This is a genomic window from Acidobacteriota bacterium, assembly GCA_009861545.1.
Classification (GTDB): Bacteria; Acidobacteriota; Vicinamibacteria; order Vicinamibacterales; family UBA8438; genus WTFV01.
In genome coordinates, this window is sequence record VXME01000107.1 from 14,825 (window position 1) to 41,665 (window position 26,841).

The 26,841-nt window shown below is 69.5% G+C and carries 19 protein-coding genes; 11 read left to right on the plus strand and 8 right to left on the minus strand.

Features of this window, described 5'->3' with window-relative positions; all coding sequences use genetic code 11:
• Positions 1-150 precede the first annotated feature (150 nt).
• The 8 genes from F4X11_17460 to acs all read left to right on the plus strand — a co-directional run bounded on the left by F4X11_17460 (position 151) and on the right by acs (position 12,718).
• The gene (locus F4X11_17460) at positions 151-2,700 is read left to right on the plus strand and encodes a hypothetical protein (protein MYN66792.1); all 2,550 of its coding nucleotides are present in this window, start codon (positions 151-153) and stop codon (positions 2,698-2,700) included.
• A 117-nt stretch (positions 2,701-2,817) separates the two neighbouring features.
• Positions 2,818-3,099: a hypothetical protein gene (locus F4X11_17465; protein ID MYN66793.1), complete on the plus strand. Its 282-nt coding sequence runs from the start codon at positions 2,818-2,820 to the stop codon at positions 3,097-3,099.
• Between the two features lie 12 nt (positions 3,100-3,111).
• A complete protein-coding gene (locus tag F4X11_17470; protein MYN66794.1) occupies positions 3,112-4,305 on the plus strand; it encodes an ATP-binding protein in 1,194 nt (397 codons plus the stop codon).
• Between the two features lie 140 nt (positions 4,306-4,445).
• On the plus strand, positions 4,446-6,011 hold the full coding sequence (locus F4X11_17475) for an ATP-binding protein (GenBank protein ID MYN66795.1): 1,566 nt from the start codon (positions 4,446-4,448) through the stop codon (positions 6,009-6,011).
• Between the two features lie 403 nt (positions 6,012-6,414).
• Entirely contained in the window at positions 6,415-7,722 is a 1,308-nt protein-coding gene (locus F4X11_17480) for a hypothetical protein (GenBank protein ID MYN66796.1), read from the plus strand.
• Positions 7,723-7,955: 233 nt separating this feature from the next.
• Positions 7,956-10,133: a malate synthase G gene (locus F4X11_17485; GenBank protein ID MYN66797.1), complete on the plus strand. Its 2,178-nt coding sequence runs from the start codon at positions 7,956-7,958 to the stop codon at positions 10,131-10,133.
• Complete coding sequence (locus tag F4X11_17490; protein ID MYN66798.1) at positions 10,133-10,711, plus strand: GNAT family N-acetyltransferase; 579 nt, start codon at positions 10,133-10,135, stop codon at positions 10,709-10,711. Before F4X11_17485 ends, F4X11_17490 begins: the two co-directional genes overlap by 1 nt.
• 42 nt (positions 10,712-10,753) lie before the next feature.
• Positions 10,754-12,718 (plus strand): acetate--CoA ligase, encoded by a 1,965-nt coding sequence (gene acs, locus F4X11_17495; GenBank protein ID MYN66799.1) that lies wholly within the window; start codon positions 10,754-10,756, stop codon positions 12,716-12,718.
• A gap of 235 nt (positions 12,719-12,953) precedes the next feature.
• On the opposite strand, the gene F4X11_17500 is transcribed toward acs, so the two are convergent.
• The 5 genes from F4X11_17500 to acnA all read right to left on the minus strand — a co-directional run bounded on the left by F4X11_17500 (position 12,954) and on the right by acnA (position 22,137).
• Positions 12,954-13,934 (minus strand): hypothetical protein, encoded by a 981-nt coding sequence (locus F4X11_17500; protein MYN66800.1) that lies wholly within the window; start codon positions 13,932-13,934, stop codon positions 12,954-12,956.
• A gap of 183 nt (positions 13,935-14,117) precedes the next feature.
• On the minus strand, positions 14,118-16,133 hold the full coding sequence (locus tag F4X11_17505) for a hypothetical protein (protein MYN66801.1): 2,016 nt from the start codon (positions 16,131-16,133) through the stop codon (positions 14,118-14,120).
• A gap of 32 nt (positions 16,134-16,165) precedes the next feature.
• Entirely contained in the window at positions 16,166-17,563 is a 1,398-nt protein-coding gene (locus F4X11_17510) for a transcriptional regulator (protein ID MYN66802.1), read from the minus strand.
• 26 nt (positions 17,564-17,589) lie between these two features.
• Positions 17,590-19,425, minus strand: coding sequence for an oligoendopeptidase F (gene pepF, locus F4X11_17515; protein MYN66803.1), 1,836 nt, complete (start codon positions 19,423-19,425; stop codon positions 17,590-17,592).
• An 18-nt stretch (positions 19,426-19,443) separates the two neighbouring features.
• Entirely contained in the window at positions 19,444-22,137 is a 2,694-nt protein-coding gene (gene acnA, locus F4X11_17520) for an aconitate hydratase AcnA (GenBank protein MYN66804.1), read from the minus strand.
• 152 nt (positions 22,138-22,289) lie between these two features.
• Between acnA and F4X11_17525 the strand changes: the two genes are divergently transcribed.
• The gene (locus F4X11_17525; GenBank protein ID MYN66805.1) at positions 22,290-23,228 is read left to right on the plus strand and encodes a DUF1684 domain-containing protein; all 939 of its coding nucleotides are present in this window, start codon (positions 22,290-22,292) and stop codon (positions 23,226-23,228) included.
• Between the two features lie 72 nt (positions 23,229-23,300).
• Here F4X11_17525 and F4X11_17530 read toward each other — a convergent pair whose 3' ends face one another.
• Positions 23,301-24,458, minus strand: coding sequence for a class I SAM-dependent methyltransferase (locus tag F4X11_17530; protein MYN66806.1), 1,158 nt, complete (start codon positions 24,456-24,458; stop codon positions 23,301-23,303).
• Between F4X11_17530 and gatC the strand changes: the two genes are divergently transcribed.
• Positions 24,291-24,605 carry an Asp-tRNA(Asn)/Glu-tRNA(Gln) amidotransferase subunit GatC gene (gene gatC, locus F4X11_17535; protein MYN66807.1) on the plus strand — a complete coding sequence of 105 codons (315 nt, stop codon included), beginning with the start codon at positions 24,291-24,293 and terminating at the stop codon, positions 24,603-24,605. The genes F4X11_17530 and gatC overlap by 168 nt on opposite strands.
• Positions 24,605-26,107, plus strand: a complete 1,503-nt coding sequence (gatA, locus tag F4X11_17540) for an Asp-tRNA(Asn)/Glu-tRNA(Gln) amidotransferase subunit GatA (protein MYN66808.1) — start codon at positions 24,605-24,607, stop codon at positions 26,105-26,107. The genes gatC and gatA overlap by 1 nt, the downstream gene beginning before the upstream one ends.
• Here the strand turns inward: gatA and F4X11_17545 are convergent.
• Positions 26,089-26,397 (minus strand): hypothetical protein, encoded by a 309-nt coding sequence (locus F4X11_17545; protein ID MYN66809.1) that lies wholly within the window; start codon positions 26,395-26,397, stop codon positions 26,089-26,091. The two genes, gatA and F4X11_17545, sit on opposite strands and share 19 nt — an antisense overlap.
• Before the next feature lie 2 nt (positions 26,398-26,399).
• Positions 26,400-26,615, minus strand: coding sequence for a DNA-directed RNA polymerase subunit omega (locus F4X11_17550; GenBank protein MYN66810.1), 216 nt, complete (start codon positions 26,613-26,615; stop codon positions 26,400-26,402).
• Positions 26,616-26,841 lie beyond the last annotated feature (226 nt).

Genomic DNA, 26,841 nt, shown 5'->3' on the forward strand with positions numbered 1-26,841 from the left:
GCCCTCCCCGTCGCCTTGCCGGCATCGCGTCGTCCGTCCCCGACCGAACGTTGGCACCGCGGGCGACATGGCCACTATCGGCGCGAGGAAGCAAACTCTGTACCCCTGTCTTCCGCCCGCGCGACGCCGGCGGACGGCTACAATGCGAACATGAACAAGACAGCCATGCGCAGCTCGGTCGGTCTGCTCGCCCTGGCGCTCCTGGCCATGCTCGCGACCCGGCCGGCCGCCGCGCAGGCCGGCCGGTACCCCGCGTCGCGGCACGGCGGGAACTACATGTTCAACTTCTATTTCCCGCCGTCGCCGAGCTCGACGCCGTGGGCGCCTGCGTGGGCGCCGGACGGGCGATCGGTGGCCGTGGCGATGGCCGGCTCAATCTGGCGCGTCGACCTCGCGAGCGGGGCCGCGGACGAGCTGACCTACGGGGAGACCTACCACTCGTCCCCCGACTGGTCGCCGGACGGGCGCTGGATCGTCTACACCGCGGACCACGACGGCGAGGCGGTGCAGCTCGAGATCCTCGACGTGGCCGCCGGGGAGGCGCATGCGCTGACCGACGACGACCAGATCTACGCCGACCCCGTCTTCTCTCCCGACGGGACCCGCGTCGCCTATGTGGCGACCACGCCGAGCGGCTACTTCAACGTCTACATCCGGTCGATCGCCGATGGCCGCTGGAGCGGCGAGGCGGTCGCGGTCACGCGCGACAACGACTTCGGCCGCAACCGCCTGTACTTCGGGCCGTGGGACATGCACCTGACGCCGGCCTGGCTGCCCGACGGGAACGAGCTGCTCCTGGTCTCGAACCGGAACATCCCGCTCGGGTCCGGTCACGTGCTGCGCGTGCCGGCGCGCGCCGGGGGCATCGACGACGCCACCGCGGTGCTCCGGGAACAGACGCTCTACCGCACGCGGCCCGACGTCGCGAGCGACGGCCGGCGGTTCGTCTACTCGTCGACCGGCGGCGCGGCGGACCAGTTCAGCAACCTCTACGTGCAACCCACGGCCGGCGGCGAGCCCTACAAGATCACGTTCTTCCAGCACGACGCGTTTCACCCGCGGTGGTCGCCGGACGACGAGTGGATCGCGTTCATCACCAACGAAGGCGGGCTGCCGCAGCTCGCGCTGCTCGAAACGCACGGCGGCGCCCTGCGCACCGTGACCATCGAACGACGGCGCTGGAAGCGGCCGATGGGCGTCCTGTCGGTGGCCACCCGCGACGCCGCGACCGGCGCGGCGACCGGCGCGCGCATCCACCTGACCGCGTCCGACGGCAAGTTCTACGCGCCCGCCGACGCCTACGCGCGTGTCGGCGGACAGGGCGATCACGTGTTCCACCACACCGGGCGGTTCACCGTGGAGGTGCCCGCCGGGCTGACCGAGCTGACCGTCGTCAAGGGCTTCGAGTACTGGCCGGAGGAGGTCTCCGTGGAGGTCGGCCCGGGTGCGGTGGCCGAGCTCACCGTCGATCTGCGCCGCATGACCGACATGGCGGCCAAGGGCTGGTACAGCGGCTCCACCCACGTCCACATGAACTACGGCGGCAACCTGCACAACACGCTCGAGAACCTCGTGATGATGTCCGCCGCCGAGGACCAGGACGTCGTCAACGAGCAGGTGGCGAACAAGGACAACCGCATCCTCGACTACCAGTTCTTCGTGCCGGGCGGCGGCCCGCATCCGGCGTCGACGCCGGAGCATCTGGTCGTGGTCGGCCAGGAGTACCGGCCCCCGTTCTACGGCCACGTCTTCATGTTCGGGATGCGCGACCACCTCATCTCCCCCTTCACGATGGGCTACGAGGGAACTGCCATCGAAAGCCTCTATCCGAGCAACACCGACATGTTCCGGAAGGCGAAGGCGCAGGGCGCCACCGTCGCCTACGTGCACGCGTTCGGCGGCGAAGCGGACCCGCTCGACGGCAACCTCGGCGGCGGCAAGGGGTTCCTGGTGGACGCGGCGCTCGGCACGACCGACGGCATCGAGTGGTCCGACGCCGCGCGGGCCGGCTTCTTCCCGGTCTACGCCGCCTGGAACAACGGGCTGCGGGTGACCGCCACCGGCGGAGAGGACTCGATCAGCAACCTGCACCGGTCGAAGATCGTCGGTTCGGTGCGCACCTACGTGCACACCGGCGTCCGCGGGCTGGACATGGACGCCTGGTTCGAGGGGCTGCGCGAGGGACGCGCGTTCGTCTCGTCGGGTCCCCTCGTCGAGCTGACGGCGAACGGGCGCATGGCCGGCGAGACGGTCGCGCTCCCGGCCGGCGGCGGCAGCGTGGCGCTGGCCGGCCGCGTCGAGTCGATCACGCCGCTGGAGCGCGTGTTCGTCGTCTGTCGGGGAGAAGAACGGGCCGACATTCCCCTGCGCGGGGACCGGCGGAGCGTGGCGTTCGACATCGAACTCGACATCGATCGCAGCGGCTGGTGCCACCTGCGCGCCGAGGGTCACCCGAGCGAGCGGGCGCCGCTCGACGTCAGCTACGCGCAGGCATTCACCAATCCGATCTGGATCACGGTCGGGGATCAGCCAGTCCGCGACGCCGCCTCGGCCGAGTACGGCATGCGCTGGATCGACCGGCTGCGGGCGATGGCGGAAGAGTGGCCCGGCTGGCGGTCCGAGCGCGAGCGCCAGCACGTCTTCGCGCAGTTCGACGAGGCGCGGGCGATCTACGCGGGATTCGCCGCCGAGGCGCCGTAGGACCGACGCGCGCCGGGCTTCGCGGCTCCTGAACCACCGGGCATGGTCCGCCACCTCGCCGGGGTGGTCAGGCCACCGATGCAGTCGGCACCGATGTTGCTACGATAGCTATGTAACATGACCTACCTCCTCATCGCAGCACACGCCGCGCCGCCCATCACGATCGAGTTGCCCACCGCGGTTTCGACCGCGGCATGGGTCATCACCGCCCTGCTCACCGGCATCGGCATTCTGTCGGGGGTCGTCGCCTACTTCCTGCGTCGTGAACTCAAGAGCAACGACGCGGCGCACCGGGAACTCACGGGAGACGTCAAGACGGTCGAATCGGACGTCAAGAAGCTGCTGGCGGGCCAGGGCCGAATCGAAGGGGCGCTCAACGCGCTCCTGAGTCAGCGCTAGACGCTACCCTACATGGCGATTATCATGATAATCGCCATGTCTTTCGGCGGTGAACCGCACGTTCCGCGCTGTCTCGATCTGGCGCGCCTGCTCGCCCGGCGCTCCGTGTTCCTGTTCGGGCCGCGACAGACCGGGAAGTCCACCTACGTCCGGCGGCAACTCGCCGGCACGGTAGAACTGTCCTTTTCACTGCTCGACCAGGGACTGCTCACGGACGTTCTCGCCGACCCCACGCGGATCCGGAAGGAGATCGCGGCCCGCGATCTGCGTGACACGGTGATCTGTATCGACGAGATCCAGAAGTGCCCGGCGCTCATGGACGAGGTCCACTTGATGATCGAGGAACGCGGCATCCGCTTCCTCCTCACCGGATCGAGCGCACGCGCCCTCAAGCGCAAGGGCGTCAACATGCTCGGCGGGCGCGGCAGCGACCGGGTGATGCACCCGTTCTCGTGGTTCGAGCTCGGCAAGCGCTTCTCCCTCGACCGCGCGATCAACCACGGCCTCCTTCCGCCGCACTACCTGTCGGACGACCCGGACGAGGGTCTGGCGTCGTACGTCGACCGCTACCTCACCGAGGAGATCGCCGCCGAGGGCCTCGCCCGCAACCTGCCGCGGTTCGCCCGCTTCCTCCAGACCGCGGCGACCACCAACGCGCAGATGCTCAACTACTCCAACGTCGCACGCGACGCGCAGGTGCCGCGCCAGACCGTCGTGCAGTGGTACGAGGTGCTGCGCGACACGCTCATCGCGTTCGAGCTGCCGGCCTGGTCGAGAACCGTCAAGCGCAAGGCGATCGAGACCGCCAAGTTCTACTTCTTCGACACGGGCGTGGTCCGCGCCCTGCGCCGGCTGCCGCCGGTCAGCGAAGCGTCAGCGGACTTCGGCGAGTTCTTCGAGCATCTCGTCTTTCTGGAGCTCCGCGCCTGGATCGACTACCGCAGGCCGCGCACGCCTCTCGCCTATTGGCGCTCGCGATCAGGCTACGAGGTCGACTTCATCCTCGACGACCGGATCGCCATAGAAGTGAAGGCGACGCGGCGGGTCCAGCAGAAGCACCTGCGGAGTCTGCGGGCCCTCGACGACGAACGGCTCATCGAACGACCCATCGTCGTCTGCCGCGAGGAGCGGCCGCGCATCGAGAACGGTATCGAGATCTGGCCGCTGGAGTTCTTCCTGGCGGCTCTGTGGAACAAGGGCCTGTGAGCCGCCGCGACCTACGAGGGGTTCGCGGCGCAGGCGCCAAGCATCAGCGGGCGGATAGCAGCGTCCGGATCCGCTCGTCGAAGTCGGTCGACCGGCTGCAGCCCGCGCGGCACGAACCCTGCCACCGCGTATCATGCAGCGTGGAGAGGCGCAGGCTCCCCGTCGGCATCCAGACCTTCCGCCAGATCCGGGAGGAGGGCTACTACTACGTCGACAAGACCGCCTACGCCCGCCGGCTCGCGGACGATGCCGGCAAGCACTATTTCCTGTCGCGCCCGCGGCGCTTCGGCAAGAGCCTGTTCGTGGACACCCTCAAGGAGCTGTACGAGGGGAACGAGCCGCTGTTCCGGGACCTGGCCGTGCACGGCGGCTGGGACTGGTCCCGGCACCATCCGGTCGTGCGCCTGAGCTTCGCCGCGGGCAACTTCAGGCGGCCGGACGAGTTGCTGGCGAGCATCGCGGAGCAGTTGGCCGACATCGAACGCGAAACGGAGGCGCCCGTCGCCGAGACGACCGCCACCGTGCCGCGGCGCTTCGCCCGCCTCCTGGCCGCGCTGCACGGCCGGGCCGGCCGGCGGGTGGTCGTGCTGGTGGACGAGTACGACAAGCCGATCCTGGACGCGCTCGACGAGCCGCACGTCGCACGGGCGAACCGCGACGATCTGCGCGGACTGTACGGCGCGATCAAGGACGGCGACGCGCACGTCGAGCTGACCTTCATCACCGGAGTCAGCCGGTTCTCGAAGGTCAGCCTGTTCTCCGACCTGAACAACCTCATCGACATCACCCTCGACCCCGGCTACTCGACCATCTGCGGTTATACCGAGGCGGACCTCGACACGGTGTTCGCGCCCGAGCTGCCGGGCCTGGACCGCGATCGGATCCGGGCCTGGTACAACGGCTACAACTGGCTGGGAGCAGAGAAGGTCTACAACCCGTTCGGCATTCTCAAGCTGTTCCGCAGCCGCGCGTTCCAGGCCCACTGGTTCGAGACCGCGACGCCGCGGTTTCTGGTCGACACGCTCCTGCGGCGCGGCTTCTCGGCCCCGGACCTGGATGCCGTTCACGCAAGCGAGGCGCTGCTGTCGTCCTTCGACGTGGACCGCATCGCCCCCGAGGCTCTCCTGTTCCAGACCGGTTACCTGACGATCGCGGACGAGGCACGCCGGGACAATCCTCCGCTGTATCGCCTGGGCTACCCGAACCGCGAGGTCCGGCAGGGACTGAATGAGAGCCTGCTGGACGCGCTGGCGCCCAACTGGCGGCGGTCGGCCGGCGACGCCGGCGCGCTCCGCCGGCGGCTGGCGGCGAAGGACTGGACAGGCGTGGAGGCGCTGTGCCGGCAACTGCTGGCGGGCATTCCCCACGACTGGCATCGGCGCAACGAGATCGCGCGCTACGAGGGGTACTGGTCGAGCGTGTTCTACGCCTGGTTCCAGGCATCGCTGGACAGCGTGGCAGTGGAGGACGCGACCAGCCGCGGCCGGGTGGACCTGTCGGTGCGGCTGGCGGAAGACATCTACCTCTTCGAGTTCAAGGTGGCCGAGCGCTCCGACACCGGTGCCGCGCTGGCGCAGTTGCGGGCCCGCGGCTATGCCGAAAAGCACCGCGCCCCGGGTCGCACCGTGCACCTGATTGGCGTGGAGATCAGCGCCGAGACGCGGGACATCGCGGCGTTCGAAGCCGTCACCTGCCCGGAACGATGACCTGTAACCGCCTACCCAATGCCGTAGACGCCATGTACCCGATATTGGAAGTTCGCCCGGACTGGCGACCGGAGTCGGAACCGATGGGCAGCAAGAAGAAATTCTGGTTCCGCCCGGATGACTCCGCCCGCCGGGACTGGCTATTCAAGTATCCCCGCCGCGACACCGGCGAGCATTGGGCTGAGAAAATCGCCGCGGAAGTCGCCTCGACGCTCGGGATCCCGCATGCGAACGTCGAACTGGCGGTGTTTCGGGGCGCCCGCGGGTCAGCAACCGAATCGTTCTCGAGTGGGGTCCGGAGCTGCAACACGGTAACTCTCTACTGGAAGTCTCGGTCTACAACTACAACCCAGAGACCTCGTTTCGTCACTCCAGTCACACGCTGGAGAACATATGGAGGGCTATGGACCAGGAGTTCGTCGATGCTGAAGCTGCGAGGAGAGCCAAGGGTGCGATCGCCGAGTATATGGTCCTTGACGCGGTAATTGGCAACACCGACCGTCACCACGAGAACTGGGGCGTGCTTCGCCAGCCTGCCGGCGTCGGCTCCGAGCGGATCGTCGCCCCTTCGTTCGATCACGCCTCTTCGTTGGGCCGTGAACTGCTGGATGCTCGCCGTGAGCTCCTGCTCGCTGAGAGTCGATTGGCGGCTTACGCGGAACGAGCGCGCGGCGCAATCTACTGGACGGACGATGGTGATCCCATCAGCCCACTGGAATTGGTTCGACGAGCGGCCGATGGTCATCCGGATCTCTTCGGACCGGCGTTGGCGAAGCTTGACCATCTCGATGACGGAGCTATCGTGGACATCGTCAATCGCGTGCCCCAGGCCTGGATGACCCCGGCCGCGAGATCGTTCGGGATCGCTCTGATGCGGTTACAATCGGGCGCGATTGGGAGAACTGACCCAGTGAATGCCTGCACTCTGTTCCTGGCTTGGCAGGACAAGACCAGTCGCCGGTGGTTTCCCGTCGGCAGGTTGGACGCGGACGTCGAACACCCCTTGTATCGCTATTGCTACATCGGCGGGGCCAAGCGGGCTCAGGACGAGGCGCATTTCGTGCCGCTTTCCGAGTTTCCGGACCTGAGGGGCAAATACGAGTCGCCGTACCTTTTCCCCTCGTTCAGCAACCGGGTCATGGCGCGCGGGAGGCCGGATCGTGACGACTACCTCCGCACCCTTGGTCTACCGGCCGACGCCGACGCGATCGAGATCCTGAAGGTGAGTGGAGGCTACCGGGTAACCGATGCGTATGAGGTGTTCCCTAAACTCGCAAAGCGCGACGACGGACGATTCACGTGCCGATTTTTTCTGCATGGCTGGCGGCACGTCAGTCCGGCGGGACAAGCCCGCATCGACAGCCTGAAGCCGGGCGAGAAACTGTACCTGACCCTGGAGCTGACGAACCCTGTCACGACCTTGGCCGTGCAGATTCAGTCTACTGACTACCAGATGCTCGGATGGGCTCCGAACTATCTCGTGTACGATCTGGCCGCGGCCGCCGGTTCACCACGCGAATACGAAGCACAAGTAGTTCGAGTGAACCCCCTGTCGTTGCCTTCTCGGCAGCGCGTACTGATTGAGATTCGCGGCCGTTGGGACGGCCACGAACCGATGACGCATTCCGACTTTCTTCCGTTGACGGAGGACCCACCGGTGCAGCTCGCCCCCTCCCAGAGGACTGCGCGACGCGTCGTCGTGGTGGAGTGATCGCGCTTCAGTCTGGTCCAGACTGAGACGTCCTCCATTTCATCGCCTGGCCCTCCGGTGGTCGGTCGCGGACCGGGGCATCTGTTGCATCCGAGTGATGGACAGCGGCCAAGCTGGTCACGGATGACTCTGCGACCCTGCGCGCAAGCCCCGATCCCCGCCGCCGGAGTAGAATCCCCCCTGCCGGGCGCGCCGCGGCACGCCCATGAAATCAGGGAAAGCAGGGGGAAGGCATGACGGATACGGATCGGATCGCGGCCGGCGGACTCCAGGTCGACAAGGAGCTCTACGACTTCATCAACGACGAGGCGCTGCCGGGCACCGGCGTCTCCCCGGAGGCGTTCTGGTCCGGGTTCGACCGGCTCGTACACGGCCTCGCGCCGCGCAACCGCGAGCTGCTGGCCAAGCGCGAGGACCTGCAGCGGCGCATCGACGCGTGGTACCGGGAGAACCACGACGAGCCGATCGACCTGCCGGAGTACAAGGCGATGCTCCAGGAGATCGGCTACCTGGTGCCGGAGGGCGAGGATTTCTCCGCGACGACGGCCAACGTCGATCCCGAGATCTCGACCATCGCGGGGCCGCAGCTCGTGGTGCCGGTCACCAACCCCCGCTATGCGCTCAACGCCGCCAACGCCCGCTGGGGCAGTCTGTACGACGCGCTCTACGGCACCGACGTCATTTCCGAGGACGGCGGCTGCGAGCGTGGCGCCGAGTACAACCCGGTGCGCGGCGCCCGCGTCATCGCGCGCTCGCGCGAGTTCCTCGACGCGGCGGCGCCGCTGGCCGGCGGCAGCCACGCCGACGCGACCGCCTACGAGGTGGCCCACGGCGCGCTCAGCGTCACGCTGAAGAACGGCGGCGCGACGGGACTGGCCGACGCCTCGAAGTTCGCCGGCCATCAGGGCAACGCCGGGGCGCCGTCGGCGGTGCTGCTGCGCAACAACGGCCTGCACATCGAGATCCGCATCGACCGCAACCACCCTGTCGGCAAGGCCGACGACGCCGGCATCAAGGACATCGTCCTGGAGGCGGCGACGACCACCATCATGGATCTGGAGGACTCGGTCGCGTGCGTGGACGCCGAGGACAAGGTGGTGGCCTACCGGAACTGGCTCGGTCTGATCAAGGGCGACCTGACCGACCGCTTCGAGAAGGGCGGGCGGATGGTCGACCGGGCCATGAACAAGGCCCGCGAGTACACCGGACCGGACGGGTCCGGCGTTACGCTGCCCGGAATCAGCCTGATGCTGATCCGCAACGTCGGGCACCTGATGACCAACCCCGCCATCCTCGACAAGGACGGCAACGAGACGCCGGAGGGGATCCTCGACGCGATGATCTCGTCGCTGATCGCGGTCCACGACGTCAAAAGCGGCAGGAACAGCCGCGCCGGCTCCATCTACATCGTCAAGCCCAAGATGCACGGGCCGGAAGAGGTGGCCTTCTGCGACCGGACCCTGGCGCAGGTGGAGGACGTCCTCGGCCTCGACCGCCACACGATCAAGATCGGGATCATGGACGAGGAGCGGCGCACGACGGTGAACCTGAAGGAATGCGTACGGGCCGCGAAGGAGCGTGTCTTCTTCATCAACACCGGCTTCCTCGACCGCACCGGCGACGAGATGCACACCGCGATGGAAGCCGGGCCGATGATCCGCAAGAAGGAGATGAAGACCGCCGACTGGATGGTCACCTACGAGGACTGGAACGTCGACGTCGGCCTGGAGACCGGTCTGCCCGGCCACGCCCAGATCGGCAAGGGCATGTGGGCGATGCCCGACCTGATGGCCGACATGATGAAGGCCAAGATCGGCCACCCGCAGCAGGGCGCCAACACCGCCTGGGTGCCCTCGCCCACCGCCGCCACGCTGCACGCGACCCACTATCACCAGGTGGACGTCGCCGCGCGGCAGGCCGAGCTGCGGTCGCGCCCGCGCGCCGACCTCGACAAGATCCTGACCATCCCGCGCGAGGAGAAGCCCGGCTGGTCGCCGGCGGAGATCCAGCAGGAGCTCGACAACAACGCCCAGGGCATCCTGGGCTACGTCGTGCGCTGGGTCGATCAGGGCATCGGCTGCTCGAAGGTGCCCGACATCAACAACATCGGGCTGATGGAGGACCGCGCCACGCTGCGCATCTCGAGCCAGCACATCTGCAACTGGCTGCACCACGGCATCTGCACCGAGGCGCAGGTGCGCGAGACGCTGCAGCGGATGGCCGGCGTGGTCGACGGGCAGAACGCCGGCGACCCGAACTACCGGCCGATGGCCCCGAACTTCGCCGACAGCGTCGCCTTCCAGGCGGCCTGCGACCTGGTGTTCAAGGGACGCGAGCAGCCGAGCGGCTACACCGAGCCGATCCTCCACGCGCGGCGGCAGGAGGCCAAGGCGAAGTACGGGCGCGGCTGATGGGGTCCGAGACGCCCGGCGCCGGCAACGGAGCCGCCGCGGTTCAGGCGCGCTACCCCCGTACGGTCACCCTGACCGACGGGCGGGACGTGACGCTGCGGCTGATGACGCGCGACGACGTCGACGCGGTGCTCGCGTTCGCGAGGACCCTCGACCCCGACGAGTTGCTCTACCTGCGCGTCAACATCACCGAGCCGGGGGTCGTGGAGCGCTGGGTCCACTACATCGAGACCGGCCGCACCGAGACGGTGCTCGCCCTCGACGGGGACGTGGTTGCCGGCGAGGCCAGCCTGCTCCACAACCGGACGAGCTGGACCCGGCATCTGGGCGAGATCCGGCTCCAGGTGGCGCCGCCCCACCGCCGCCGCGGGGTGGCGCGCCTGCTGACCGACGAGGTGGACTGGATCGCCCGCACGCTGAACCTGCGCATGCTGACGGCGCGGATGACGCTGGACCAGACCGCCGCGCAGGGGTTCTTCCGGCAGATCGGATACCAGCGCGAGGCCGTGCTGTGGGACTACGTGATGACGGCGGACGGCAAGACGCGCAACCTGCTCGTTGCGACGAAGCGGCTATGATGATTCGCCGCCGATGCGGCGGTTGACGAAGGGGAGGATGCTGTGGCCGACGACAAGCCGACCGATGGATTCGATGCGCTGCTGACCGAGGACCGTACCTTCGATCCGCCGGAGGCGTTCGCGAAGAACGCCAACATGAACGACCCGGACATCTACGCGAAGGCGGATGCCGACCCGGAGGCGTTCTGGGCCGGGATCGCCGGCGAGCTGGAGTGGAGCCGTCCCTGGGACACCATCCTCGACTGGCGGCCGCCCGACGCCAAGTGGTTCATCGGCGGCAAGATCAACGCCAGCGTCAACTGCGTCGACCGCCACGCGCTGGGCAGCCGCCGCGACAAGCGGGCCATCGTCTGGGAGGGCGAGCCGGGCGATCAGAAGACGCTGACCTACGGCGAGCTGCACGCCGAGGTCCAGAAGTGCGCCAACGTGCTGAAGCGGCTGGGCGTCGGCCACGGCGACCGGGTGGCGGTGTACCTGCCGATGATCCCGGAGCTGCCGATCGTGATGCTCGCCTGCGCGCGCATCGGCGCGGTCCACAGCGTCGTGTTCGGCGGCTTCTCGGCCGAATCGCTCCGCGACCGGATCAACGACATGCAGGCGAAGCTGCTCGTCACCGCCGACGGCGGCTTCCGGCGGGGCGGCGTCGTGCCGCTGAAGGAGATTTCGGACGCGGCGCTCGACGGAGCGCCCAGCGTGAAGAACGTGCTGCTGGTCAAGCGCGAGGGGCTGGAGACGCCGTTCAAGGTGGTCAAGGGCCGCGACCACTGGTACCACGAGCTGATGTCGTGGGTCGGCGAGACCTGCCCGCCGCGCGAGAACGACGCCGAGGACCTGCTGTTCACTCTCTACACGTCGGGCACCACCGGCAAGCCGAAGGGAATCGCGCACACCACCGGCGGCTACCTCACCGGGACCTACATCACGACCAAGTGGGTGTTCGACCTGAAGGAGGACGACATCTACTGGTGCAGCGCCGACATCGGCTGGGTCACCGGGCACAGCTACCTCGTGTACGGCCCGCTCGCCAACGGCGCCACCTGCGTCATGTACGAGGGTGCGCCGGACACACCGGGCCGCGATCGCTTCTGGGACATCATCGAGCGCCACAAGGTGAGCATCTTCTACACGGCGCCCACCGCCATCCGCGCCTTCATGAAGTGGGGCCCGGAGCATGTCTCCAAGCACGACCTGAGCACGCTGCGGCTGATCGGATCGGTCGGCGAGCCGATCAACCCCGAGGCCTGGATGTGGTACCACCGCCACGTCGGCGGCGACCGCTGCCCCATCGTCGACACCTGGTGGCAGACCGAGACCGGCAGCATCCTGATCACCCCGCTGCCGGGGCTGACGAAGCTCAAGCCGGGCTCCGCCTCGCGGCCCTTCCCGGGACTGAAGCCGGCCATCGTGACCGAGAGCGGCCAGCCGGTCGAGGTGGGCGGCGGCTACCTCGTGCAGACGCGCCCCTGGCCGTCGATGCTGCGCACCATCTACGGCGACCACGACCGCTACGTCGCGACCTACTGGAACCGCTGGGGACATGCGACCTACGTCACCGGCGACGGCGCCAAGGTGGACGAGGACGGCTACTTCTGGCTGCTCGGCCGCGTCGACGACGTGCTGAACGTCGCCGGCCACCGCGTCGGCACCATGGAGGTCGAAAGCGCCCTGGTCGACCACCAGGAGGTCGCGGAGGCGGCCGTCGTCGGCAAGGAGCACGACATCAAGGGCCAGGCGATCTGCGCGTTCGTCACCCTGAAGGAGGGCGTGCAGTCGTCGGACGCCAAGGTGGAGGAGCTCCGGCAGCACGTCGCCACCAAGATCGGCGCCATCGCCAAGCCGGACGAGATCCTCTGGACCGTCGACCTGCCGAAGACGCGCTCCGGCAAGATCATGCGCCGTCTGCTCCGCGACATCGCGGCCGGCAAGGCGCTGGGCGACGTCACGACGCTGGCCGACCCGTCCATCGTCGCGAAGCTGCGCGAGCAGTACGAGGAGAAGGAAGGGTAGGGAACCGGCGCACCGTGCCGCGGCAAGGTCATACTCGCCGCGGTGCGGGCATCCCTGCTACCGTCGACTCAACGGTCCGGGTCCGGAACCACGTTTATTACTACGCTCGCCTTCGACACGCACAGGGCCGTCAAAGGCCTTGCGTGACGCCGGCGGCGGAACCGGCGGCGGCAGCCCTCCCGTGGACTTCCGCCGCCTGCTCGTAGCGCCGTATGAGCGCGACCTTACGGTCGGGCTACTGCGATCCCCCCGCCACCGCGCCGGCGAGGATGTTGTAGAGACCGTAGTTCCCCTCGTGGCAGGCGTACTCGTAGAGCGGCTCCGGGTTCCTCCGCATCGGCACCGAGAACGTCCAGGGCCGCGTCCACACCGTCGGGTCGTCGACGGTGACGTCGTACCGGAGCGTGTCGGCGTCCACCCGCGTAAGGCGCTCCACGAGCGTGAGGTTGGGCGTGGTCGATCCCCGCATGAAGTTCGTCTCGCGCAGGAAGTTCCTGGTCTCCACGACCAGGGTGTCGCCCTCCCAGTGGCCGCGCGAATCGCCGGTCCACTGTCCGATGCCCGCATCCAGATGATCGCGCCCGTCCAGCGGGACGACGCGGGCGTTGTGGTTCATCTCGTTGTAGAGCACGACCGTGTCCTCGGTCTGGAACACCTGCACGTTGTTGTTGTACGCGCTCGGCGCCATCGGCGGGCCCGAGTTGAAGCCGAGGATGCAGCGCACCTGCAGCCCGCCCGGTCCGAGGTCCTCGACGAACCCGCCCTCTGTCGGCTCGTGGCCGCCCACGCCGGCCCGCGCCTCTTCCAGCGCCTGCTGCCGGTCCATGGCCTCCTGCGTCAGCGGCGGGATCCGGCCGTCCGGCGGATCGACCACCAGCGACGTGCGTTCGGTGGTGACGGATGTGCCCTCATCGAACCAGAAGTCGTTGTAGGGCACGACGCGGTCGGACGTGTCGTTGTCGCGGCTGCGGGTCCGGATGGTCTCCTCGGCGAACTCCGCGGCTTGCTCGGCCGTGAACGTCTCGGTGTCGGCGAGCTCCTCGGGACGTTCCATCGGCGTGAGGCTGCGGAAGTCCCAGACCCCTTGCAGATCGGGGGCGCCCCACGGGGTGCGCGGCGGCTCCATCGACCCCTCGGTCTGCGCCCCGGCCTCCAGCGGCGCGAGCGCGACGATCGCCAGAACGGTCAGCACTGCTGCAAGCGCGTGACGAGTCATGATTTCACCTCCTCGGCAGTATCGTCTCCAAAACGGGAACGGCCCATTCTAGAAATCTGCGCCGCAGGACGCAACGGAGTGAGTTCTGCGGCGCAGGGCCCTGAGGCGGTGGGGACTGGGGCCGAACACGGAGCCTTGCGACGGGTATGGCGGCGCCAGCGCCATGCCACGGCCACCGCCCGGTCACCTCGTCCGAGCCTCGCGGACGATCCGCTCGACGTCCTCGTCGAGCAACAGCCGCTCGCGCGCCAGGTCCTGCGCCGCGGCCGAGACCGCCTTTACGTACGCCCCCGGGTCCGGGTAGCGCTCCTCCAGCGACGGCCGCGGATCCCCGATGGCGAGCCGCTCGGCCTGGGTCGCGGGGAAGTCGATCTGCTGTCCGGAGGCATCGCACAGGTCCGGTCCGGCGAATGCCGGCGCCCGTAGCGCCCAACCCGTGAACGTGGCGCGCGGAGCCGCCACCGCCGGCAGGCGAATGCCCGCGAGATCGTTCCCGTCGGCGTCGGTGCGCGGAACGAAGACGGGGTACGGCGCGCCGGCGGATACCGGCGGCAGGGTGGTCAGGATGCCCTCGTCGAAGCCGGGACCGTAGTCGAAGAGGTCGCCCGTGCTCATGAGCCCGGTGTAGTCGACGCCCGGAATGTTCGGAAAGCCGACCATCTCGCGCGGCAGCGGGGGAACCAGTGATCCGTCGGCGCGGCGCGGCACGCGGCTGGCCGGCGGCTCGTTCCCGGTCGTCACCCATTCGTCGAGCGCCACCAGCAGCGCGCGCAGGCCGGCGTTGGCCACCAGCGGATTCCGCGGCTGTCGGCAGATGCCGAGCCCGCTGGAACCGATGCCCGCCGCGTGCGGCAGGCTCGAGAACAGGTAGAAGCGGACCTCCGGCGCGTCCGGCAGATCCTCGCCGACGAGGTCGGTGTGCAGCAGCGACGCTCCCTTCACCCAGTACTCGTTGGCCGAGTTGGCCTCCATCAGCCGCGGGCAGGTCCCGCTCGCGCGACAGCGTTCGAGCCGGCCGTCGGTGCGTCCGGTCACCGGGTCGGTCAGCAGATGGTTGGCGAACGGGAACTCGCGCTCGGGAAACCAGCGCGCGATGTGCTGCCGGTGAGTGCGGAACGGCTGGGCGAAGCGATAGTTGAAGAAGCCGCCGCTGGCCCCGCCGATCCAGTTCAGGACCCCGTCGAACACCCGCCGGCCGTCCTCGTCGGCGTTGAAGCCCAGGTGCACGAAGTCGCGCAGGAGGCGGGCCGCCTGCGAGATGCCCATCGTCACGACCTGCTCGACCGAGCCCGCCAGCGGATTCGGCGCCCCCACTTCGTCCGCCGCCGCGTGACGCAGGAACGCGACGACGTCGCGCACGGCGGCGAAGCCGAGTCCGGCCACCTGCGGGTCGCGGGCCGGATAGGCGAGCTCGTACAGTCGGCCCTGCTCGAACGGCGTGCCCGGAGGACGCAGGCGGATCGTCCGGGCGTCGATGTACTCCCACTCGTCGGCCCCGATCCGCTCGGGTACGTCCGTGTAGCGCTTCCTCACCGTCAAGTTCGCCCGCGTCGTGTCCCGGCTCGCCGCCGCATAGGTCAGCGTCCCGATGCGGGTCGAGTCGTTGTCGACGACGAACTCCTCGAGGGCCGGTCCCACGATGGGCGAGCCGTCCCGGTTGACTGCGACAGGTGCCGCGATGCGCAGCCGCGTCCCGTCGGGCGCCGCCGTGACATCCCAACCGCTCGACACGAAGGTGTACCCGCGGCGCATCAGGAACCCGTTTCCGGCGTCCGCCGCGGTCGTCGGATCGTTCCCGCCGGAGCGCGCGTCGTTCAACTGGCCCAGCGACAACATCCGCCCGCGGTTGTTCAGCTCGTAGAAGATGCGGCCGTTGCCCTTCGACGGGTCGACCGGCCGCAGAACGAGAAGGTCGGCGGCGTACTCCACCAGGCCGCGGGCGTTCCGCGGCGCCAGCTCGACGTCGGTGATGACCGCGTTCTCCGGCGCCTCCGGATCGACCTCCCCGAAGACGCGGCCGACCAGCTTTTCGTACGGCCCCACGTCGCCGAACGAACGGCCCTCGAACGTCGGCGACTCGACCCGCTCGATCTCGATCCGCACCACGCGGGCCTCGACCGCGCTCGGGACGACGAACACCACGCTCAGGACCGTGCAGAGGATGGTTCGGCGGAGACGTCGGTGGATTACTGCTCGCATGGACGGCCTCCCTGGGCGGTTGTCGGTTGGCGTCACGACGTCGCGCGCTCCCCCGGGTGCGCAGGCAACGTCGCGCGAAAGTAGGTTCTTCCCTCGTCGAAATCGAAGCGGGGCGGCGGCGACCCGTTCCTCGCCATCGCCCCGAAGATCTTCGACACGCCGGTCAGACGTCGTTCGGCCAGCTTGAGCTCCGAGAGGAACTCGCCGATGCGACGGTTGCGCGCCGGCATGGCGGGCACCGCCGCCCCCGGCAGGAAGTGCTCCGGCTCGATCCCGGGCACCGGGCCCGGGTAGCTGGTGATGTCGATCCGGTCGGGGTAGCAGTAGACCTTGGTCGGCTCGGACGCCTCGGGCCGATAGCTCCGGTGATAGAGGGCGTTGACGACCGCCTCGCGGATCGCGTCGAGCGGGTAGTTCGTCCAGGACAGCGACCGCACGCGATCGGGAGCCTTCCTGATCTCGGTTTGCAGCAGGCTCTCCAGATACCTGAGGCTGCCGCGCAACTGGGTCACCAGGCCACCTCGGAAGATACGCTCGCGCAGCGTGTCTCCCGCCGGACCCTCTGGAAACAGGACGACGTCGGTCCGGGCGCCCGGGAACCAGTGCTCCGGATCGTCGGTGAAGAGCAGGAGGGCGATGTTGCGGGGCAGCTCGGACCCGTTGGCGCGCACCGTCAGCCGCATGCGACGGTAGACCTCGCCCGCGGACGGCTCGTCAACCAGCCCGCTGCGCACGTCCCGCAGGAACTCGCGGACGGCCGCCTCGCGCAGGTCCTCGATCCGCGCATCGAAAGCCCGCCGGTCGTCCCACGGGACGCGCGCGGTCTGGGCCATCAGCCCGGACAGCAATCCGTTGGCCTGCGCGTCGACCGTCTCCGCTCCCAGGCGAATCCAGTACTTCGCGGCGCCGCGAGGCCCGTCCGGCGCCGAGTGCGGCTTGATGTCGCTCGCCGGCGCCCAGAGTACGAGGACGCGGCGGCCGGCGACGACCTCGGGAGACACGACCGGTTGGTACGGCGGGTCGAGACGCTTGCAGTGTCCGCGGATCCATCTTCCTGCCGCGGCGATTTCGGCCGCGGTCAGACCGGCCGGCGGCGTGACGCCGCGGCCGTGCTCCTCGGCGACCCCGAGCACAACGTATCCGCCGTTGAGGTTGTGGTAGTCGTTCGCGAACGCGCAGATCGTCTTGAGCGCCTGATAGCCGGTGGTCCTCGGGTTCCAACCGGACTTGAACTCGACACGTGCGGATTCCACGCCGCGACAGTGGAGCAGATCGTCGAGGTTGATCGGCAGTATGGAGCTCACACCGGCATTGTCGCGTGCGGCGCGCGGTGCGGGCAACGGCGGAATCCAGGAGACTGCGCCGCAAAAACGCAACGCAGTGAGTTCAGAAGCGCAGAGTCCCAGGGCCGGTGGGCCGGGGCCCAACACGGAGCCCTGCTACAGGTTCGGCGGCGCTACCCGGCCTGCCGGTCGAGAATCGCCTCGATCTCGTCCATCACCCGGTTCATGCGGCCAATCAGCGCATCGTACGGCGCTTCGGTCGCCAGGTCTATCCCGCGGTCGCGGAGCAGCTCGTAGGCGTAGCGCGAGCCGCCGGCGCGCAGGACGGCCAGGTAGTCGTCGCGCGCCCGGCCGTCGCCCCCGAGCAGCCGCTCGGCGAACAGCGCCGCCCCGGCAATCGACGTCGCGTACTGGAAGACATAGAAGTTGCTGTAGAAGTGCGGGATGAACGCCCACTCGACGGCGTAGGCGGCGTCGTACTCCAGCACGCCCTCGTCGGAGCCGTGGTAGCGGCGCACGAGCTTCTCGTACCGGTCGGTCAGCTTCTCGCCCGACAGCGCCTCCCCCTGCTCGGCCAGCTCGTGCATCCCGAGCTCGAACTCCGCGAACATCACCTGGCGGAAAAACGTGGCGCGAATCGCCTCGAGGGCCGTTCCCAGATAGAACAAGCGCTCGCGGGACGAGAGGTCCTGCGAGAGGAGGTGCTCCTGCAGCAGGATCTCGTTGGTGATGGATGCGACCTCGGCCGTGAACGTCGCGTAGCCTGCCGTCTCGTAGGGATTCTGCTGCTTGGCCAGCACCGTGTGCATGGCGTGGCCCCACTCGTGCACGAGGGTGGTGACGTCGTCGTACTCGCCGTTGTAGTTGAGCAGCAGGTAGGGATGCCCGTCATAGACGGCGCCGTACATGTACGCGCCGGGCGCCTTGCCCTCCTGCGGGTAGACGTGCATCCAGTCGCCCGCGAGCGCCTCGCGCAGCAGAGCGACGTACTCGTCGCCGAGCGGCGCGGCGGCGGCGGCGGCAATCGACCTGGCCTCGTCGAGCGGGAACGACCGCTCCGACGCGACGAGGGAGGGATAGATGTCGTAGTAGCGCAGCTCGTCGAGGCCGAGCATCCGCTGCCGGAGCCGGAAGTAGCGGTGGAGCGACGGCAGATGGCGGTTGGCGGAGGCGACCAGCGTCCGGTAGACGGCCTCGGGGATGTTCGGCCCGGCCAGCGCCGCGTCGAGGGCGCTCGTGTAGCGCCGCGAGCGGGCTTCGAACACGTGCGCCTTGACGTGCGTGTCCAGCGTCTGCCCCAGCGTCGCCGCGTAGCCCTTCCACGCCTTCCAGAACGCGTCGAACACCCGCTTGCGGTCGGCGCGGTCGCGGGAGGCGCGGTGCTTGCCGTAGGCCGCCTGATCGAGACGCACCTCCTCCCCGGTGGAGAGAGTGACCGTCGGAAACGGCATGTCCGAGCTCGTCAGCATCGCGAACACGCGCTCCGGTCCCTGGCGCATGGCGCTGGTGCCGGCGATGACCGCCTCGGCTTCGTCCGACAGCGTGTGCGGCTCCTTGCGCAGGATGTTGCGGACGTTGAAGGCGTGCCGGGCGAGGCGCGGCTCCTCTTCGAGATAGCCTTCGATGGTCGCCGAGCCGACGCGCAACAGCTCTGGCGAGACGAAGCTCGTCGCCTCCTCGAACGCGGTCAGCAGCAGGGTAACTTCCCCGCGCCGCTCCTGCGCCTCGGACACCCGCCGGTCCTCGTCCGCCCTGAGGAATGCGAACACGTAGAGCCGGACGAGGTCCTTCTCGGTGCCGCTGATCGCGTCGAGGGCCTCCGAGAGCGTCGCGGCGCTCTCGCCGAGCCGGCCCTTGAACCGCGCCAGGTCATTCACCCGCGCTTCGAGGCGCGTCTTGTCCGTCCGCCAGGCGTCGAGGCTGTCGTAGATCTCCGCCAGGTTCCACTCGATCTGCGCCGGGGCCGCCGGAGCGGGCCCGGTAGTCGCTGTCGTCGTCATCTTCCTCATCTGCCCGTCAGCGCCCGGCTACGCGGCGGCGAGCTGCCGCAGCACGTAGGGCAGGATGCCGCCGTGATGGTAGTAGTCGAGCTCGTCCGGCGTGTCGATGCGCGCCGTCACCGCGAACTCCACGACGGTCCCGTCGGCGCGGGTCGCGCGGACCTGCACGTCGCTGCGCGGCGCGAGGCCATCGGCGATCCCGGTCAGGTCGAACGACTCCCCTCCGGTCAGACCGAGGCTGTCGGCGTCGGCTCCGTTCTTGAACACCAGCGGCAGCACCCCCATGAAGACCAGGTTGCTGCGGTGGATGCGCTCGAAGCTCGAAGCCATGACGGCGCGCACGCCGAGCAGCATGGTTCCCTTGGCCGCCCAGTCGCGGGAGGATCCGGAGCCGTACTCCGCCCCGGCGAGCACGACGAGCGGCGTCCCCTCGTCCCTGTAGCGCATCGCCGCGTCGTAGATCGTCATCTGCTCGCCGTCGGGCTGGTGCCGCGTCCAGCCTCCCTCGGTACCCGGCGCCAGCCGGTTGCGCAACCGGATGTTGGCGAACGTGCCGCGCATCATCACCTCGTGGTTGCCGCGGCGGCTGCCGAACGAGTTGAAGTCCCTGGGCTCGACGCCGTTGGCGACGAGGTACCGCCCGGCCGGACCGTCCGGCGGGATGGCCCCGGCCGGCGAGATGTGGTCGGTGGTGACGCTGTCGCCGAGCAGGGCGAGCACGCGCGCCCCCGAGATGTCGGACGGTGCCGCTGGCGTCGGGGCAAGCGTCTCGAAGAACGGCGGGTGGCGGACGTAGGTCGAATCGTCGGTCCAGCGGAACCGGTCGCCGGCCGGGGCCGGCAGCCCCCGCCAGCGGTCGTCGCCGTCGAAGACCTGGCCGTACTTGTCGGTGAACTGATCGGTGCGAACCGCCGCCGCCATCGCCTGCTGCACTTCGGCGGCCGACGGCCAGACGTCGGCGAGGTGAACGTCGTTGCCACTCGCATCCTGCCCGAGCGGCTCCGTCGTCAGGTCGGTCGTCATCCGGCCGGCCAGCGCGTAGGCGACCACCAGCGGCGGGGACGCCAGGTAGTTGGCGCGGACCAGCGGCTGGACGCGGCCCTCGAAGTTGCGGTTGCCGCTCAGCACCGACGTCACCACGAGGTCGCGCTCCCTGATCGCGGCGGCCACCGGCTCGGGCAACGGACCGCTGTTGCCGATGCAGGTGGTGCATCCGTAACCCACCAGGCCGAAGCCGAGGTTCTCCAGCGGCTCCAGCAGGCCGGCCGCGCGCAGGTACTCGGTGACGACCAGCGAGCCGGGCGCGAGGCTGGTCTTGACCCACGGCTTCGGTTGCAGGCCGCGCGCCGCCGCCTTCTGCGCGAGCAGCCCCGCGGCAATCATCACGCTCGGATTCGACGTGTTCGTGCAACTCGTGATGGCGGCGATGACCACCGCGCCGTCCTCCAGCGGCGTCTCGCCGCCGCCGGCGCCCGGATCGCCTGCCGCCCCGCTGCCCGCGGCCGCCCGCTCGCGGCCGCCCCCCAGGTCCCCGAGCACGGAGACGAAGGCCGACTTCGCCCGGTGCAGCGGCACCCGGTCCTGCGGGCGCTTCGGCCCGGCGATGCTGGGCTCGACGCTCCCCAGATCCAGCTCGACCACGTCGGTGTAGACCGGGTCGTCGGCGCCGGAGGCGAACAGGCCCTGCGTCTTGGCATACGCCTCGACCAGATCGACCTGGCCCCGGTCGCGCCCGGTCAGTGCGAGATAGTCGAGCGTCATCCCATCGATCGGGCAGATCGCCACGGTGGAACCGTACTCCGGCGACATGTTCCCGAGCGTCGCCCGGTCCGCCACCGTCAGCGACCCGAGACCCGGTCCGAAGAACTCGACGAACTTCCCCACCACGCCGAACTGGCGCAGCCGCTCGGTGATGGTCAACACGAGGTCTGTCGCGGTGGTTCCCTCCGGCAGCTCGCCCGCCAGCCGGAAGCCGATCACGTCGGGGATCAGCATCGAGATCGGCTGCCCCAGCATCGCCGCCTCGGCCTCGATGCCGCCAACGCCCCAGCCGACGACCCCCAGGCCGTTGACCATCGTGGTGTGAGAATCGGTGCCGACCAGGGTATCCGGATAGGCCAGCACGCTCCCGTTCGACGTGTCGCGGCACACCACCCGGGCCAGGTACTCGATGTTGACCTGGTGGACGATGCCGGTGTCGGGCGGCACCACCTTGAAGTTGCGGAACGCGTCCTGCCCCCACTTGAGGAAGGAGTAGCGCTCGCGGTTGCGCGAGAACTCGAGCTGCGCGTTCAACTCGAACGCGTTCGCGGTCCCGAAGTGATCGACCTGCACCGAATGATCGATGACCAGCTCGGCCGGCTGCAGCGGGTTGACGAGGCCGGGGTCGCCGCCGAGGCGCGCAATGCCCTCGCGCATCGCGGCGAGATCGACCACCGCCGGCACGCCGGTGAAGTCCTGCAGCAGGACCCGGGCCGGCATGAACGCGATCTCCTTGTCGACGCCGGGCCGCCAGCCGGCCAGCGCCTCGATGTCGTCCGCCTTTACCGCCCGGCCGTCCTCGCGGCGGAGCATGTTCTCCAGCAGGATCTTCAGCGAGTACGGCAGGCGTCCGACGCCGGGATAGCCCGAGGCCTCGAGCGCGCGCAGGTTGTAGACGTCCACGGTCGTGCCGTCGCCGGCCGGCAGGGACTGACGTGTTCCGAATGAATTGTTGCTCATGGATCGGACCTTGCTGTAGCTGCGGGATCCCCTGACGCGTCGGCGCCGGCGCACGGGTCGCCGCGCCCGGCCAGAGTCGAGCGTCGCCAACGACGCCGGACGACGCACGGAGGCCCGCCGCCGCGGCAGACGAACCATCAATAATAGCGCGTATGCGTGCTACGATGCGGGCGATGGCCCGGGAAAGGATGTGGCGTGTGCGACATGGGATTCGATGGCGGGGGCGCGCCGCACTCTGCGCGCTTGCGGCGCTGATGGCGCCGGGGACGCCGGCGGCGCAGGACTACGCGGCGGAGATCGAAGCCTGGCGCGTCGACCGCGAGGCACGTCTGCAGGCGGACGACGGCTGGCTGACGGTGGCCGGGCTCTTCTTCCTCAACGAGGGGGACAACAGCTTCGGCTCGTCGCCGCTCAACGACATCCTGCTGCGAACCGGACCCGCCGAGGCCGGCGTGTTCACGTTGCGGGACGAGACGATCACGGTGCGGGCCCCGGAAGGAGGAACGCTCTCGATCGACGGCCGCGACGTCGAGGCGGCGCAACTCTGGCCCTACGAGGGACGCGAGCGCCCGACCATCGCCCTCGGTCCGCTGTCGCTGTTCGGCCACTACAGCGGCGACCGGCTCGCCATCCGCATGCGGGATCGGGAGAGCGACGTACGGCGCGGCTTCACCGGCCTGCGCTGGTACCCGGTCGACGAGGCCTTCCGGGTTCACGGGCGCTACATCCCGCACGACGAGCCGCGCACGATGCGGCTGCCGAACATCCTCGGCGACGTCGAGACATTCCGCACCAGCGGCTCGGTCGCCCTCACCGTGGGCGGCGCGGAGCTGCGCATGACGGCGGTCGATTCCGACGACCGGCTGTGGTTCATTTTCCGCGACCTGACCAGCGGCAGCGAGACCTATCCCGCCGCGCGTTTCCTGTACGCCGACGCCCCGGATGCCGACGGCAGGACGACGGTGGACTTCAACCGGGCCTACAACCCCCCGTGCGCCTTCAATCCGCACACGACGTGCCCGCTCCCGCCGCGCGAGAACCGGCTGCCCGTGCGGGTCGAGGCGGGAGAGCTCGACTACGGCTCGCACTGATCTGGGCCTGGCGCCGGGCTCGCGGCGCTGCTGCGGTCCGGATGCCGCGGATCGCACGCGGGCCGAGCGCGTCTACCTCGGCCGTGCATACAGATCGAGAATCCCGCCCAGTTTCGCGGCCTGGAGCGGACCCCGCACGAGCGCCTTGGCCCATCCGGAACGCCCCGGCCGATCCTCGGCCGGCGTCTCCCAGTGCACCACCCTGAACCCGGCCGCCTCGACCAGCGCCGCCAGCGTCGCCGGGGTGAAGAACCAGAGATGGTGCAGTGCGCCGTAGTGCTTCCAGCGCCGGCGCTTCAGGCCGAGACGACTCTGCCAGCTCTTGAGGCGAACGCTCAGTCCGGCGAGGTTCGGCACGCCGATCAGCAGAACGCCGTCGCCGGCGACCAGACGCCGCGCCTGCCGCAGCTCCCGCATCGGGTCCGGGGTGTGCTCGAGCACGTGGTTGAGGCGGACGGCGTCGAAGCGCGCCCCGTCGAAGCGGATCTGAGGCAACTGTCCCTCCCACAGCCGCGCATCGTGGCGCCGCGCGCCCGGCGTGACGCTGATGTCGGTGCCACCCACGGTCCAGCCGCGGGATCGGGCGTAGCCGAGAAACGCGCCGGCCCCGCACCCGACGTCGAGCAGGGCGGCGGGGCTGCGGCGGACGTACCGCTCGATCCGCTCCAACTGTCTTGCGAAGGTCCGCTCCCGGCCGCCGTCGACGGTTTCGTGCCCTTCGGGATGGTACCCGGGCGTATAGACGGCGGAGGCGAGCTGCTCGAACACGGGTCGGGGGTGCTGGAACTCCAGACCGCAGGCGGCGCAGCGCGCGAGGTGCAGTCCCTGGAAGTCGACGGCGAACGGCCGGGGCTCGCGACCGCACAGCGGGCAAGCGACCGGCTCGCGATCCGGAAGGGCGGCCTCGACCTCGGCCCGCGGCCGGCCGAAGAGCGAACCTGACACCCGGCCATGATCGCATGCCGGCGCCAGGCGCGGCCCGGCGTCGTGCGGAACGTCGCGTCGGCTCCGACGCCACGCCCGGGCGCCGAGCCGTTCTCGGGCTGTGTTAGGGTCGTCTCCATGCCCGACCGTCTCACCCGCGCCGATGTCGAGCGGATCGCCGCGCTGGCGCACCTCGATCTCACCCCCGAAGAAGTCGATCTGTTCACGCCACAGCTCGCCGACATCCTGGAATACGCCGAACGGTTGCAGGGGGTCGACGTGAGCGGCGCCGACGAGTCCTGGCACCCCGGCGGCGCCGACTGCCCGCGGCGCCCGGATTCCGTGCGGCCGTCGCTCGCCCGCGACCAGACGCTGGCCAACGCGCCGGACGGCGTCGCGGACCGCGCCTCGGAAACCGGCGGCTTTTTCCGCGTGCCGCGAGTGCTGGGCTGATGGCGGGCGCGGCGCGGCCGGCGGACGCGGAGACCGCCAGCTCCATTCGCGACGACGTACGGTCCGGCCACCGATCGGCGGTCGAGGTCTGCCGGTACTACCTGGATCGCATCGCGGATAGCGAGGAGCGCTGGAACGCGCTTACCGCGGTGTTCCGGGACGAGGCGCTGGCGCGGGCGGCGGAGGTCGATCGGCGCCGGAACGAGTGGCGCGATCGGCCCTTGCTGGGCGTGCCGATCACCGTCAAGGACGTCATCTGCACGCAGGGACAGCCGACGACCGCGGCGTCGCGAATCCTGGCCGGCTTTCGACCGCCGTACGACGCCACCGTGGCCGCCCGCCTGCGGGAAGCGGGCGCGATCGTCGTCGGCAAGACCAACTGCGACGAGTTCGCGATGGGGTCGTCGACCGAGCACTCCGCCTACGGACCGAGCCGGAACCCGTGGGACCCCGAACGCTCGCCGGGCGGATCGAGCGGCGGGGCCGCCGCCGCGGTCGCGGCCGGGCTCGCGCCGGTCGCCATCGGGTCGGATACGGGCGGCTCCATCCGCCAGCCGGCGGCGTTCTGCGGAATCGCGGGGCTGAAACCGACGTATGGCCGCGTCTCCCGCTACGGACTGCTGGCCTTCGCCTCGTCGCTCGACCAGATCGGTCCCCTGACGCGGACGGTGGCAGACACGGCGCTGGTCCTGGGAGTGCTGGCGGGACACGATCCGCGCGACGCGACGTCCGTGGACGCGCCGGTCGACGACTACACGGCGGCGCTCACCGGAGACGCGGCAGGACTGCGGGTCGGCGTGGCGCGCACGCTGCTGAGGCACGGCGACGCCGGCATCGACGGCGAGGTGCTGGCGGCTTTCGACAAGGCCCTCGCCGCGCTCGCGGCGGCCGGCGCCGCCCTGGTCGACGTCGAGCTGCCGCACGCGGAGCACGCCGTGCCCGTCTACTATCTGGTCGCCCCGGCCGAGGCCAGCTCCAACCTCGCCCGCTACGACGGGGTCCGCTTCGGCGCCCGCGCCGCCGCGGCCGCCGATGGCGGAGACGGCGCAGGCTCACCGCTCGCCGCGATGTACGACCGGACGCGCGACGCCGGCTTCGGGGCGGAAGTGAAACGCCGGATCATGCTCGGGACCTATGCGCTGAGCGCCGGCTACTACGACGCGTACTACCGCCGGGCCCAACGCGTACGAAGCCTGATTCGACGCGACTACGATCGCGCGTTCGACGCCGCCGGGCCCGGTGTGGACGTCATCGCGATGCCGACGACGCCCGCACCCGCGTTCCGGCTCGGCGAGCACCTGCAGGATCCGCTGGCGATGTACCTGGGGGACGTGTTCACCGTCAGCGCCAACCTCACCGGCCTGCCGGCGATCAGCGTGCCGGCCGGCTTGACGGCGGCCCGCCTGCCGATCGGCCTGCAACTCGTCGGACGCGCCTTCGGCGAGTCGACGCTCCTGCGACTGGCGCACGCGTACGAACGCGTTCAGGAAGGTCCGGCCTGAGAAGCGCCGGTGTCGGCGGCCGTTCCGCCCGCCTGTTCGAGGAGCTCGGGCGTGCGCAACTGGTCCGTCGGCCCGCTCTGCGCATCCGGCGTGAAGTACCGGACCTGCGCGCCGTCCATCTGGTCCACGAGATTGCGGACGACCAGCGATCCACGTCCGGTCTTCCGGAACTTGGTAAGGCCCGCGATTACGAGGAAACCGATGAACAGCGCGAGCAGGAAACCGGTGGAGACGGCCAGCCCCATCAGAGTCTGCACGGCCCCGCCGATGATCGACTGATCTGGAGCCACGATCACTCCCCCGACGCCGGCGCCGGGTCCGGCACGTCGTAATGAATCTTGCGGCGGTCCACTTCGCGCATGGCGATGCGTTCGAGCTTGTGACTCAGCTTGACCGGAGTGTCCGCCTCCGCACCGCCGGCCAACTCCTCGAGCCGCGGCAGAGCACCGCGGCGCAACTGCTTCGCGCGCTGCGCCGCGACGTCGACATACAGAAAACGGCTCTCGATGGACGGCGCCGGCTCGCGCTCGGCTTCGGCCTCGTCTTCCGCAGCCTGCCCGCCATCCTGCGCCACCTCCGCGGCAGCCTCGGAAACCTCGGTCTCGTCGTCCATGCCATTAGGATACGCGAAGATCCGACGCCGGGTCGACATCCGCCGGGCCACGGCCCGCTGTGGACCAGACAACCCGTCTCGACTGACTGGTCGCGGCCGGGCACTTCGCAGGCCGGCTACC